Origin of the sequence: Streptomyces sp. TLI_171, from assembly GCF_003610255.1 — a bacterium.
In the GTDB taxonomy this organism is placed as follows: Bacteria; Actinomycetota; Actinomycetes; order Streptomycetales; family Streptomycetaceae; genus Kitasatospora.
In genome coordinates this window covers 6,055,185-6,068,638 of the sequence record NZ_RAPS01000001.1, presented here as the reverse complement: position 1 = coordinate 6,068,638, position 13,454 = coordinate 6,055,185, and the positions used below count along the sequence as shown (strand labels likewise).

The 13,454-nt window shown below is 70.8% G+C and carries 6 protein-coding genes and 3 pseudogenes; 4 read left to right on the top strand and 5 right to left on the bottom strand.

Annotated elements, in window-relative coordinates; all coding sequences use genetic code 11:
• Nucleotides 1-235: 235 nt before the first annotated feature.
• From BX266_RS27320 to BX266_RS27310, 3 genes and pseudogenes are all read left to right on the top strand, one after another.
• A pseudogene (locus BX266_RS27320) lies at nucleotides 236-711 on the top strand (macro domain-containing protein).
• Nucleotides 712-891: 180 nt separating this feature from the next.
• Nucleotides 892-1,413, top strand: a pseudogene (locus BX266_RS27315) (transposase); the annotation flags it as partial.
• Nucleotides 1,414-1,429: 16 nt separating this feature from the next.
• Nucleotides 1,430-1,828: a hypothetical protein gene (locus tag BX266_RS27310; protein ID WP_099904061.1), complete on the top strand. Its 399-nt coding sequence runs from the start codon at nucleotides 1,430-1,432 to the stop codon at nucleotides 1,826-1,828.
• A gap of 12 nt (nucleotides 1,829-1,840) precedes the next feature.
• Here the strand turns inward: BX266_RS27310 and BX266_RS27305 are convergent.
• Both BX266_RS27305 and BX266_RS27295 read right to left on the bottom strand, forming a co-directional pair.
• A pseudogene (locus BX266_RS27305) lies at nucleotides 1,841-2,965 on the bottom strand (ISL3 family transposase); the annotation flags it as partial.
• Nucleotides 2,966-3,436: 471 nt separating this feature from the next.
• Nucleotides 3,437-4,738 carry an amino acid permease gene (locus tag BX266_RS27295; RefSeq protein WP_259464873.1) on the bottom strand — a complete coding sequence of 434 codons (1,302 nt, stop codon included), beginning with the start codon at nucleotides 4,736-4,738 and terminating at the stop codon, nucleotides 3,437-3,439.
• Nucleotides 4,739-5,201: 463 nt separating this feature from the next.
• On the opposite strand from BX266_RS27295, the gene BX266_RS27290 reads away from it, so the two are divergent.
• Nucleotides 5,202-6,077 (top strand): aldo/keto reductase, encoded by an 876-nt coding sequence (locus BX266_RS27290; RefSeq protein WP_099904053.1) that lies wholly within the window; start codon nucleotides 5,202-5,204, stop codon nucleotides 6,075-6,077.
• A gap of 102 nt (nucleotides 6,078-6,179) precedes the next feature.
• Here BX266_RS27290 and BX266_RS27285 read toward each other — a convergent pair whose 3' ends face one another.
• The 3 genes from BX266_RS27285 to BX266_RS27275 form a co-directional block, all read right to left on the bottom strand.
• On the bottom strand, nucleotides 6,180-6,353 hold the full coding sequence (locus BX266_RS27285; RefSeq protein WP_259464872.1) for a hypothetical protein: 174 nt from the start codon (nucleotides 6,351-6,353) through the stop codon (nucleotides 6,180-6,182).
• 88 nt (nucleotides 6,354-6,441) lie between these two features.
• A complete protein-coding gene (locus tag BX266_RS39350) occupies nucleotides 6,442-6,591 on the bottom strand; it encodes a hypothetical protein (protein ID WP_218969268.1) in 150 nt (49 codons plus the stop codon).
• Nucleotides 6,548-13,219, bottom strand: a complete 6,672-nt coding sequence (locus tag BX266_RS27275) for an OTU domain-containing protein (protein ID WP_147437109.1) — start codon at nucleotides 13,217-13,219, stop codon at nucleotides 6,548-6,550. The genes BX266_RS39350 and BX266_RS27275 overlap by 44 nt, the downstream gene beginning before the upstream one ends.
• Nucleotides 13,220-13,454: the final 235 nt, after the last annotated feature.

Genomic DNA, 13,454 nt, shown 5'->3' with positions numbered 1-13,454 from the left:
AACGCTCAATGATGATCTGGCAGGCACGGTCCTCCGTTGCGGTGATCAGGGACTCGACACCTCATGATCCCGGCAGCCATGCCCGCTTCCGTTCGCTCCGCCCAGCGAACAAGCGAGCCACGCCCGCTATTTGGTCAGCATCAATCCGGACAGCTTTTCGGAACGACTCCGCTCTGCTGAGCTGATTCCCGTAATGCCGTGGTGGCCTGTCGGACCCGCTGGCTAGAGTCGCGCCGTGACTCAGGAGATCAGCTACGTCGTCGGCGACGCAACCGCACCCCAGGGCGAAGGCCCGAAGATCATCGCGCACGTCTGCAACGACGCGGGCGGTTGGGGCAAGGGCTTCGTGCTGCCGCTCGCCCGACGCTGGCCACGACCAGGACCGCATACAAGACCTGGTACCACGACCGGGAGACCAGCGGCTTCGCGCTCGGCGCGGTGCAGTTCGTGCCCGCAGAGGACAGCCTCCTCGTCGCCAACATGATCGGCCAGCACGGCTACCGCCCCAGCAGCACCCCACCTGTCAGGTACGAAGCCATCAGCGCCGCCCTCGCCACCGTCGCCGAACGTGCGCTGCAACTCCGAGCTTCGGTGCACATGCCGCGGATCGGTTGCGGACTTGCCGGCGGCCGCTGGGAACTGGTCGAGCCCCTCATCGTGGAGCAGCTGATCCGGCGCGAGGTGCCCGTCACGGTCTACGACTTGGCCTGACAGCACTGGCAACCACCAACGCTCCCTCACGCGGCGCCGGCCCCGGGAACGTGACGGTCCGGGCTCTGCGGCAACCGCTTCGCACGCCACCACCCGTAGGCACAGCCGCCAGGGCGTGGCGTGTGCCACCTTCGGCATCACGTGATCAAACCGGACAGATCCGCGGAACGACACCGCCCTGGCACGTTGGTACGCCTCAAGGTCGACCACCTGCCCGGGGAACGCGAAGCGAAGCCGCTGTGGCTGTGGTCCTCCGCCACCGGAATCGACACCGTCCACCTGGACCGGATCTGGCGCACATTCCTGCGCAGATTCGACCTTGAACACACCTTCCGCCTACTCAAGGGCACCCTCGGCTGGACCGCGCCGCACTTCCGCGCGCCGGACACCGCCGACCTGTGGACCTGGCTGGTCATCGTCGCCCACACCCAGCTCCGCCTGGCCCGCCCGCTGGCCGCAGACCTCCGCCGCCCCTGGGAACGGCCACTGCCCGCAGCGAAGTTGACCCCCTCCCGGGTCCGCCGAGGGTTCCGCAACATCCGCGCGAAGGCCCTCACCCCGGCCCGCGTGCCGAAACCCTCTCGACCCGGTCCCGGACGGCCACCCGGCTCGAAGAACCGCCAGCCAGCACCCCGCCACGACGTCGGCAAGACCGTCAAACGCGAACCCACGCTCCAGGCCCACCTCGCCGCACGAGGTTAAAGATCAAGCTCAGGAGATGATCGGATACACCCTGGACAATCACCTGGAGGTCAACGCGAACCTTTTCGAGGCTGCCGTGCCGGCCGTCAGCGTGATCCTGGCGGCGCTGGCCAGCGAGCTGTCGACTCTGGCCCGCGACCACCTTTTGATCTCGCTGTGGCGTCTGGCCTCCGGTGACACCCACAACACCGAGCAGGCTCTGGGACGAATCAGTCTCGGTGACGAGTGCCGGGCCAAAGCCCGGGAGGGCTTGTGGCTGATCCTGCAGCTCGGGCTCACGGGCAGCGCGGACGACGCCGATACGGCGGCCGACCTGTGTGAGGTCATCGACCTCGACGACAACAGGTCGGGTTTCTACCAAGCCCTCCTTCGTCAACGTGCGAGTGCGAAGACCAAGCACCGGCGCTTGCACTGACAGCCGGGTCGATCACGGCCGCGTGAGTACCCGGGTCCGCAGAAGTCGGAACGAGGCCCGGCCGTACATGGCTCTTTTGAGTGTTTTGACCCGGTTCACGTTGCCTTCGACCTTGCCGGAGCTCCATTCGAGGGTGAGGCCGGCGGTGACGGCGGCGAGGTCGTGGCGGAGGAAGCCGGCGAACGAGCGCACCGGCGCGGGGGCGTGCTGCTCGGCCTGGTCGATCCAGTCCGGCAGGAGGGCGCCGAGGCGGTTGGTCATGAGGTCGTGAAAGCATCGGGCCAGGTCGTAGGCCCGGGCGATGTCCGGGCAGGCGATCCTGACGTCCAGCAGCCTGTCCTGTTCGCGATCGGGGAGGGTGTCGGTCGGCCACATGATCCAGGAGGTGATCCGGCGCGGGCTGGGGATGTCGGCGCGGACGGGTTCGGCGGCGCCTTCGCGCAGGGAGGCGACGTGGCGGCGCACGGCCAGGACGTTGCCGCGGTAGCCGCGTTCGGTGATCTCGCGGAACAGTTGCTGGGCGCTGGTACACCCGGCGGTGAACCGGCTGTTCAGGTAGGGCTTGAACGGGTCGATAAGCCCCTGCTTGCTAGCCCCGAACTCCCTTGCCAAAGAGCGGAGTTCGTCCAGCGAGGTGGTCTTGAAGCGGCGGACGGTCTTGCGGTCGAGTCCAAGGTGGCGGGCGATCGCGCTGATCGTCCACTTCTGCTCCAGCAGACGGTGGACGTCCGCGTAGCGGTCGCGGGTGCGTTCGACGATCGGGGTCCGGGGCAGTTGGAGAACCGGCAGGTCGATCGCCGGTGGTTCGGGTGGCGCCTCCTGGTCGGCGTGTTTGCGCAGGCAGGCGCGGTGCTGGTGGCAGGTCTTCTCGACCGCGGCGGACAGGTTCTGCAGCAGGTGCCAGCGGTCGGCGACCTCGATCGCGCCGGGTGCGGCTTCCTTGATCGCCCGGCTGTAGGCGCTGGCGCGGTCGCGGCAGACGATCTCGGCGCCAGGGTGCTCGCGCAGCCAGGCGGCGAAGGTCTCCGAGGTGCGGTCGGGCAGGACGTCGACGACACGGCCGGACTCGACGTCGACCAGCAGGGTGCCGTAGGTGCGGCCCCTGCGGAAGGCGAACTCGTCGACGCCCAGCACCCGCGGCGCCCGCTCGGGTACGTCGGACGGACTTCACCGCGACCTGCCCGAACGGGCCGCTGATGCCGCGATCCTGCACGAGTCCCCCGGCCTGGAGCCGGCCGACGCGGCCGCGCTGATGGGCCAGGAAGAGCCCGCGGTGCACGCCCACTGAAGGCCGCAGAAGTTGGACCAGAACCGATGGTTCACCTACACAGCCAGCGAAGTCACCAAGCTGTGCTCCGCCCTGGCTGTTGCCACCGCCGCCCTCAACCCCTCCAACCGCCCCGGCGCGCTCTGACCTCCCCTCCGAAGGCCGCCCGCCCACCCGACAGGCTGGAGGTGCTCGTCCAACCCACGTCACACACGAACACCGACCCCACTCCGTGACGTCCGGGTGAACCGACACCGGAATAGCGGGCCGCCCCCTCGCAGGGAAGCTCCGTCCACCACCCGGCAGTAGCGGGGCTCGAGGCGTGCGGTGGTGGTTCCGGGTCAGATCCCGCGCGTCGGTGAACTCGCCTGAGCTGCGGTGGAAGGTGCGAGCGGGGTCAGCTCGTCCGTTCGACCAGGGGCTGCAGAGGTCGTTGGGCTCGCAGAGGTTGTCAGGGCAGCCGGGGTGGGCATCGGGATGGCGCCGAGCAGCGCGATCGCGGCGGCGACCAGTGCCGGCCACCCAGTGCCGAGCAGCAGGGCCAGGACGGCTGGGCAGCTTATGGCGGCGGCCACACGCGAGGCGCCGCGCAGGATCCGGACCGCGGCGGCGGTGCATGCTAGATAGATGATGAGAAACAGCGCCGTAGGCACGGCTACCAGTTGAGAGGACGTCAGAACACCCGACCCGACGAGAGCGACCAGCGGGATACCGGTGAGCGCCGTCATGCCCACGATTGCGAACGAGCCACGCCAGCCGGCCGCCGCCCCCGACGGGAGCAGCGCGTCCAACAGGGCAGCGGCGCCCGTCAGGTAGGTGTTGGTGGCGGCCAGCGTGAGGACCAGGGCTGCGCCGGCGGCCAGCAGTGGACCGCAATCGCCTATCGCGGCGCGCATCAGGTCGGCGAGCGGGACGGGGCCGCCGGCCTCGGGGCCGAGCACAGAGACGGTCGCGGCGGCCAGACCCAGGAAGAGCAGCGAGGTCACGATGAAGGCGATCAGAATCACCCGGCGCAGCTCGCGGCGCGGGTCGCGCAGCTGGGTGGTCAGCGAGGCCGCTGCTTCCCACCCGATGAACGCGAACATCAGCGGAGGTGCGGCCTGTGCAACGCCGGTCCAGCCGTGCGGCAGGAACGGCGTCCAGTGCGCGGCTTGTGCGGCAGGGGCCGAACCGAGCACCGCGAACACCACTAGGCACACCAGCGCGCAGACCAGCACCAGTTGGAACCCCGCCCCTGTCCGCACCCCCAGCAGCCGGACCGCCAGCACCAGCGCGAGCAGCACCAGGCCCGCCCGGACGGCGGTCCGCTCGTCCGCGCCGACGGCCGCCGCCGCGTAGCCGCCCCCGATCAGGCCGACCACCGGGGCACCCGCGACCACGCCCGCCAGGAAGCACCAGCCCGCCGCGCGCCCTGCCCGGGGGCCCAGCCCTGCGGCCGCGTACCCCGCCACGCCGCCCGCCGATCCCAACCGGGAGCCGAGCCCGCAGAACACCACGGCCAGCAGACCGGACAGGCCGAGAAGGGCCAGCCAGGCCAGCAGGGAGGCAGGGCCGGCGGCGCGCGCCGCCAGACCGGGGAGCAGGAGCAAACTCGGGCCGAGCAGCGCACCGATGTACAGCGCGGACGCCCCGGCGGTGGACAAGTGGGACCGAGATTCTGACGTAGTGTCGGACATGCCTCGATCATGGTCCCGATCAGGCGGTACCCGACGAAAGTCAGCCCCTCCGAACCATCGGAACGGCACAGCCAGACACAATCGCGAGGTATAGCGGCACTGCGCGCCGGACCTACCGAAAACCTCGCTAGCATGAGCGAGTCCCGCACCTGCCGGTCGGCGCCGACCGCATCCGGCCCGGAATGACCCGCGCCCCCGATATCGCCGCGGAATCTGCCGACACTCGGAGACCTCCGGCCAACATACCCGAATCGCTCCCGCGCTTCCGGCGCATCGTCGGCTTCGGGTGCGGCTGGCTCCGCGGCGCCGTCCCGGGTCAGTGAGAGAACCTTACCGGCGCGGCCGGAGGGAACCGGGCGGTAACAGTCCCCTGTTTTCTGGGGTTTCCGCCTCATCCGACTCAGACTCGCCACCGAAGGGCAACGTTCTCGTGAGCAGCATTCCCGCAGTACCCGCGATCCCTACCGTCACGCTGAACAACGGCGTGCGGATCCCGCAGCTCGGCTTCGGCGTCTGGCAGGTGCCGGACGCGGAGGCCGTCCCCGCGGTGCGCACCGCGATCGAGGCCGGCTACCGCTCGATCGACACCGCCGCGATCTACGAGAACGAGGCGGGCACCGGCCGGGCGATCGCCGAGTCCGGCGTGGCCCGCGACGAGCTGTTCGTGACCACCAAGCTGTGGAACTCCGGCACCGTCGACTGGTCCGGCGAGCAGGGCCGGGACCGGGTCCGGCGGGCGTTCGACGAGTCGCTGGCCAAGCTCGGCCTGGACCAGCTGGACCTGTACCTGATCCACTGGCCGCGCCCGATGCACGGCAACACCTTCCTGAACATCTGGCCGGTCTTCGAGCAGTTGCAGGCCGAGGGCCGGGTCCGCGCGATCGGCGTCTCCAACTTCCGCGTCCCGGACCTGGAGCTGCTGCTCAAGGAGACCTCGGTGGTGCCGGCGCTGAACCAGGTCGAGCTGCACCCGTACTTCCCGCAGGCCGAGCTGCGCGCCTTCCACGCCGAGCACGGCATCGCCACCGAGGCGTGGAGCCCGCTCGGCCAGGGCGGCGACCTGCTGGCCGAGCCCGCCCTGCTCGCGGTGGCCGCGAAGCACGGCCGCTCGGCGGCCCAGGTGGTGCTGCGCTGGCACCTGCAGAGCGGCGTGATCGCGATCCCGAAGTCGGTGACGCCCGCCCGCATCCGGGAGAACCTGGACGTCACCGGCTTCGAGCTGGACGCCGAGGACCTCGCCGCCGTCGCCGGGGTCGCCACCGGCAAGCGGATCGGCCCGGACCCGGCCGACTTCGACTGGAACTGACACTCTGTCACATCAGCTCGGCCGAAGGGCCTGCCAGCACGCCCAACGACCTCGTGCGTGGTTGGGAGCGGGCGGTCTTGGGCCGCGTAGGGTGCCTGGTGGTCACACGGCTCGGCCGGAGGCCAGGGCCTTCAACTCGGTTTTCTGATGGGCTTGTTGGTCGGAGAGGGGTCCAGCGACGGCTCGGACGGTGTCGGGGAGGTGGTCGCGGCGGCTGTGGTGTCGGGCGAGGGTGCGCCAGTTCTTCAGGTGGGCGATGCCGTGCTCGACCGGCATGCGGCGTGAGGAGTGCGCGAAACGGGCCTGCTCGTGGTGGTATCGGTGATCTCGCTTTCAAGGGCGGACTCCAGCACGTGGTCAGCGGTCAGCTGCTGAAGCAGCCCGCCCTCACCGGTCGGCTGGAGTCCGCTGTACGGGCCCGGTCGACCAGTTGCCTGATCAACCGCTCATCCAGCACGTCCGCCGACAACTCACTCGGCTGGCCCTCCTCGACCGAGACGATCACGTCGTTCATCAGGCGCTCTTCCTTGATCGGGAGATAGGCCGGTCACCGTATCGACCTTGGTGGAGGGGGCTGGCCCGTGTCGGTGGTCGGATCGGTGTTCATCGGTTCCGTGGGGATCGTGCCGGACGGATTGGGCGGGCTTGTCGGGCCGGTGAGGTCCATCATGTCCGTTGTTGTGGTCGTGTGTCGGTGGGGGAGGGGGTTGGGTGTTTCGCGGGGGGTGGTGGGGGTTGTTGTGTGCCGGGGGTTGTCCGGACAGGATGTTGTAGGCGTTTCGTCCGGTTTGTGACAGGAGCGTGGTGTGTGGGGCGGGGTGGTGGTCCGGGCCTGGTCCGGGGCTCGATGTCGGGTCGATGTCCATGGGGGCGGGGGCGGGGGCGAGGTCGTCGTCGTGGCCCGTTAGTGCCGTGTCCGTGATGTCCGCCGGGTGGTCGAGCCAGCGCTCGAACCCGGACCAGTTCCCGTCCGCCCGGGCCCGGGCCGACGCCCCGAACGCCCCGAGTGGGTCGAACGGGTCGAGTGGGTTGTGGGTGTCGTCCGATGCGGGGAGCGCCCAGGATCGCCCGAACATGTTGGACATCCCGAGCGGGTCGCTCGGGTCGAACGTCCCGAGCGTCCCGAGCTGGTCGAGCGTCCCGATGAGCGGGTCGGGGGGGTTGTCCGGTGCGGTCTGCGGTTCGGACGTGCCGAGCATCCCGAGCGGGTGGAACGTCCCGATGAGCGGGTCGGGGGGGTTGTCCGGTGCGGTCTGCTCTGGTGTGTCGAGGGCGGGGAGGGTTTCCAGCAGGCGCAGGAGGGCGTCGATGTTTTGCGGGTGGGTGGGGTCGTCGGCGTCTGTGGTGTCCATGGCGTCTGTGGTGTGCGGGGGGTGTGCGGTGTCGTGGTCGTCGGTGGTCCCGGGCTGCGTCCCTTCGGTGCGGGGTGCTGCTGCTGGTGTTGGTGGGGTGGGTGGGTCGGTTGTCGGGGTCTGGTTCGTGCCGGTGGTGTGGCTTGTGCCGGTGGTGTGGTTTGTGTCGGGGTTCGCGGTGGTGGTGTTGGGGCCGCTGGCGGTGGTGGTGGGGTTGGGGGTGAGGGCGAGCCAGTGGTTTTGGCTGAGGACGAGGGTGTGTGTGGGGCCGGTGGGCGGGGGGAATCGGCCGTCGGGGTCGTCGAGGAGGGGGGCGGTGGTGCCGTTGGAGTGGAGTATGTGCAGGTCGAGGTTGAAGTGGAGGCGGAAGAGGTAGGGGGTGGCGCCGGCGGTGTCGTTGTTCCAGCTGCCGGCGGTGGAGATCTCGGCGATCACCTGTGCGCGTCGTCGGGCGGTCTCCTGTGGGTCCAGGTCGGCGATGCCGACGAATTGCTGGTGCAGGGGGATCACGGGGTCCTCGAGGGCGTCCCACAGGGGGCGGTCGCCCGGTGGGTTGCGCAGTTCCGCGCGCAGTACCTCGGCCATGTGGGCGCGCAGGGCCTGCGGGCTGGTCAGGGAGGGGTCCACCGCGGTGAACGTCTCTGGTGTCAGGGACAGCAGGGCGTGGTAGAAGCAGTCCCCGTCACCGGGAGGGCTGTAGGGGGTCAGCCCGTGCTGTGACAGGTAGGCGATCTGCTGCTTGTTGAGGTAGCGGCTCCAGCCCGGCAGCGGGCCGCCTCCCGCCCCGGCCGCCGCTCGTGTCGGTGCGGTCCGGCGGCGCTTGGCCGCCCGGCCCTCCGCTCCGGCACCGGCCACGACCACGGCGCCCGCACCGACGTCGGTGACCGCCGCCCGCCGAGCAGCCCCCGCCCCCGCCTTCCCCGCCGTCCCCGCCTTCGCCTTCCCCGCCTTCGCCTTCCCCGCCGTCCCCGCCTTCCCGGTCTTCGCCTTCGCTTTCGCCTTCCCCGTCCCCGCCTTCCCCGTCTTCGCCTCTGCTTTACCTGTCCCCGCTTTTGCTTTCGCGGTCTTGGTGGCGTGGCGCTGCTGTGCCTGGGTGAGTTGGATGTCCAGTGCTCGGACGACGGCCATGCCGGGCTCGCCGAGGTCGAGGAGTTTCAGGATGTCCTGGGGGCGGGGTGGCTGGTCCTTCCGGTGGTTGTCGAAGTAGCCGCCCAGGGGGAACTTCTGGTTGTGGGCGTCGGTGAAGAAGCCGCCCTCCCCCGGGCCGGGCAGCGGCGCCACCGACCCGGCCACCGCGTCCCCGCCGCCAACGCGCGGGGCCGCGAGGTAATCCGCCAGAGCCAGCAACGCCTCCCTCGACGGGACGAACTTGTACGCGTGCCCCCGCCGGCCCTTGCCCTCACCCTTGGTGAGGCTGGTGCCGGGCATGCCGGCCTGGTGCAGCGCCTCCACCGTCTCCCGCGTCACCGCGGTCTTGCCCTTGCTGACGGTGTAGTACCAGTCCCCGGTGATCAGGTCGTGGTCGGCGTCGCCCGGCCGCACCACCGCCGGCCCGGGTGGGAGTTTGCCGGCGCGGCCCGAGCCGGCGGCATACCAGGCGCGCAGCGCCCCGACGGCCACAACCGGGTTGATCTGGCTTTTGCCCTCGGGTTCGGGCAGGTCCAGGCGTTGGGCCAGGCCCGCCTCCTTCAGCCTCCGGTACTGCACCACGGAGGGCACGATCCTCCCTGCGCGCAGTTCCTCGAGGCAGGGGGCGAACTTGGTGGAGTGGTTGTGGGCGTCGTGGAAGGCCGCGTCGACCGGCAGGTCCTCGACACCGGCATTGTCCGGCAGGTGGCGGAAGCGGTCGATCAACGCGGTGACGAACTCCTCCGACGCGACGACCTTGTAGTGCTTCCGCCGCACCTCGTCCTGGCCGGGGATGCGGCTGGTGTCGGGCATGCCGGCCTGGTGCAGCGCCTCCAGCGTCTCCCACGTCACCGCGGTCGCGCCCCTGCTGACGCGGTAGTACCAGTCCCCGGTGATCAGGTCGTGGTCGGCGTCGGCCGGCCGCACCACCGCCTCCACGGGCGGGAGTTTGCCGGCGCGGCCCGAGCCGGAGGCATACCAGGCGCGCAGCGCCCGGGCGGCCACAACGGGGTTGATCTGGTTTCGGCCGGGGGGTGCGGGCAGGTCCAGGCGTTGGGCCAGGCCCGCCTTCTCCAGCCTCCGGTACTGCACCACGGAGGGCACGATCCTCCCTGCGCGCAGTCCCTCGAGGCAGGGGGCGAGCTTGGTGGGGTGGTTGTGGGCGTCGTGGAAGGCCGCGTCGGCCGGCAGGTCCTCGACACCGGCATTGTCCGGCAGGTGGCGGAAGCTCTCGATCAACGCGCCGACGAACTCCTCCGACGGAACGAGCCTGTACTCGTGCTCCCGCCGCACCTCCTTGTCCTGGTTGGGGATGCGGCTGGTATCGGGCATGCCGGCCTGGTGCAGCGCCTCCAGCGTCTCCCACGTCACCGCGGTCACGCGCCTGCTGACGTTGTGGTACCAGCGCCCGGCGATCCGGTCGTGGTCGGCGTCGGCCGGCCGCACCACCTCGGCCTGGGGCGGGAGTTCGCCGGCATGGTCGGGGTTGGCGGTGTACCAGGCGTGCAGCGCCTGGGCAGCCACGACCGGGTTGATCTGGCTGGGGCCGGTGGACGATGGTGCGGCGTAGTCGGTGAAGCCGTCGTCCGGGCTCAGCGGCTCTCCCAGCTGTGACGGCCCCGCCCCCGCCGTGTCCTGCCCGGTGTCCTTCCCGTGTTTGCGTTTCAGGGCGCCCCCCGGGAGCACGGCACGCCCGAACCTGCGGCCCGGCAGCGCGGCCAGACCCGCCCGGACCTGCTCCGGATCCCACCACAGCCCGTACGCGACCTTCAACGCCACACTCCGGCGGACCCGCAGCGTCCCACCGTGCTCGACCCCCATCAACAGAGGCCGCTCCAGGAAAGGACGCAACTCGGCATACGCCTCGACAAGAAGCCGCTCCGCACGAGAGGCCCCCGCCATCTCCCGCAGACCCCGCCACAACCCCTCGGCATCCCCGAACTCCCCCATCCGCGACCCGACGAGCACCCCCACCAAGGCCTCCACACCAACAAGAACCCCAGCCTCCCCGCCATCCACACCACCGGCACTGCCAATGCCGGGCTGCGGAACATCCCCCCCGACCGGAACCTCCCCCTCCCCGGCCGGAACCTCCTCCTCCTCCTCGGCGGGAACCTCCCCCTCCAGCCGGGGCCGGACAACGGACGACGACCCCACCGACCCACCCGACCCCACCGACGCATCCGACGCATCCCCGGATCCCGCCGACGCCGGCACGCCACCCGTAGCCCCACCCGTACCCATGACCACCTCGGAGGCGCCAGAGGCGGGTGCGTCCTCACCGGTGGTCTCGATCCGCACGGGGGCGCCGGCTGCGGGGTCTGTGCCGTTGAGCGCGGCCAGGACACGGTCGGCCGCGGTCGAGGACTGCACGTCACGGCGCCGGGCGCTCCCCTCGCCGCCTCCGCCGGCCTCAGCCGCGGTCCCCGGCACGACGAGGCCGTCGACGACGACACGCCCGGCGTCCGAACCCGAAGCGACGGCACCCGAGGCTTCGGCGCCCGAAGATTGGGGGCCGGGTGCCGTCCGGGCCGCGCTCTGCAGGACAGGATCGCCGACCGACCGCGTGCCGCCGGTGGCGCCGTCGGCCGCAACACCCTCGGCCGACTGCACCCCGGGAGCGGCCGCCGCCGGCGCGGCACCCCGTGCCTGCGGCCCGTTCTGCCCGGCCACCTCCTGCCCAACCAGGTCCGGCCCGGGGCCGACCACGACCGCTCCCCGCGGAGCACTCCGGTCCCCGACAACGGGAACAGCGCTCCCGACAGGGGCGGTGCCGGCGGGGCCGACCACGGAAGCGGTACCGCTCACCGCCGAATCCGTCCCAGCGGCAGCAAGGCCGGTGAAGGCGGTGCCGGCGGTGGTCACGGGAGCAGTGCCGCTCGCCGTCGGATCCGTCCCAGCGGTTGCGGGGGCGGGGGCGGCTGTGGTGAGCAGGGCGGCGCCGCCCTTCGCCGGACCCGACCCCGCCACGGTGAGGGGCTGGGGTGTCGTGTCCGTGGCGTGGGTCGCGTCTTCGCCGGCTTCGCCGAGCGCACCCGTGGGAGCGGCGTGCTGGAGCACGGGAGCGGACGGGGCGGCGCCGCCCGACACCGGGCCCGCCGCGGCCGCGGCCGCCGCCCGCGACGACGCCGTCGCCGACCCGGCGGCGTCGACCGGCACACCCACACGGCCCGCGTACTCCACGCCGGCGACCGCGGCAGGCACAGCGACGGCGGCGGCGGTGCCGCGAGCGCCAGCAGCGGCCGGAGCGCGCGTGTCACCGGAAGCCAGAGCCGAAGCATCCGCGGTCGCGGTCGCGGTCGCGGTCGTGGTCGTGGTCGTGGTCGTGGTCGTGGTCGTGGTCGTGGTCGTGGGTCGTGGCAGCGCGGCAGACGCGGGCAGCGAACTCGCGGACTGCCGCGCGACAGGCTGCGGCCCCTGCCCGGAAGCGTGCCCGTCACGGAAAGCCGCACGCGTGTCACCGGAGTCCGCAGCCGAAGCACCCGCGGCCGAAGCACCCGCGGCCGAGGTCGTGGGCCGGGCAAGCCCCACCGCCGCTGCAACCGCGGTGTCGCGTTCCTGCACCGTGCGCGTCTCATGCCGCTCGCCGTGGGCCGCCGACATGTCGCCATCGGCCGCACTGTCCGCCGCACCGAACGCGGTGACGAGCCCCGGCAGCGAGGCCGGGCCCGTCGCGAGCGCCGCACCCGCAGCGGGAAGCCCGTTCAGGTGGGCCTCAAGACCCTCGAGGCCGTGCCCCTTGTCGAGGCCCAGGACGCCCTTCGCCCACTGGGCGCCCTCGAAGACGAAATGCTCAAAGACACTGCTCACCCCCGAACCCGCGAAACCCACCGGACTGAACCCCCCGCCGACCACCGCCGCAACCGCCGCGCTCTCCAACAAGGCCTCGGTGACCGCGTTCGACCCCACACTCCACGGATGGCTGCGCCCCAACCCGGTCTTCGCCCCCACCGCCTTCGCGAAAGCCGACCCCGACACCACCGAAAGCGCCGGCTTGTGCAAACCCCCGATGAACGCGCCCATCGCACCCGACCTGGCGATACCCCTCCAGTCGTACCCGCGCCGACGAAACCCGCTCGGCGCCCCGTCGATCATGAACGTCTGCGCCGCGAAACTCGTCAACGACTCCGACAACGCCTCCAACGCCGCCGCCGCACCCAACCGCCCCACCCGCGTCAACCGCACCAGCCGCACCAGCAACCGCACCCGCGCCCGCGCCATCAACAACGCCCGCTGCACACCCGCCCACGCCGGGAAGAACGGCTCCAACATCTCCAGAACCACAAGCTCCACGAAAAGCTGCACCAGCTCCGCGACCAACTCGACCTTGCCCTCGAAGATCTGCGACGCCGTACCACGCTGAACCCCCGACACCGACGACACCTGCCCCCGCACCCCGCGCAGCAGACCCCCGCCACCATCCGTGAACTGCCCCATCGCCCGCACGAACTGCTCACGCGTCTCCGAAGGCAAATGCCGCGCCGCATTACGCACCGCATCATCGACATCCGCCTCGAAATCCCGGATCAACGCCCCGACCCGCGCCAGACCCTCCGACGACTCCAACGCCAACGACGCACTCGCCTGCGGAAAAAACGACCCCGTCAACACAAACATCAAAACATCCAACACCGAGCCACGCCCCACCACCGGCTCAGCCACCACCACACACCACCCCCCACACCCACCCCAGCCGAAAACACCCCCACCAACCCACCAACACAACCCTGCACACCAAAACAGCAACACAGGACCGAAAAGACAACCCCCCACCACAACACCTCACCCACAGCCACCAAAACCTGCCCGAACGAACACAAAGGTGAGCTGCACTGATCTTCGTGGAGTCCTTGAAGCCTGGGTTGCTATTCAGGCGTAAGGAGAACCACAGCAGTGC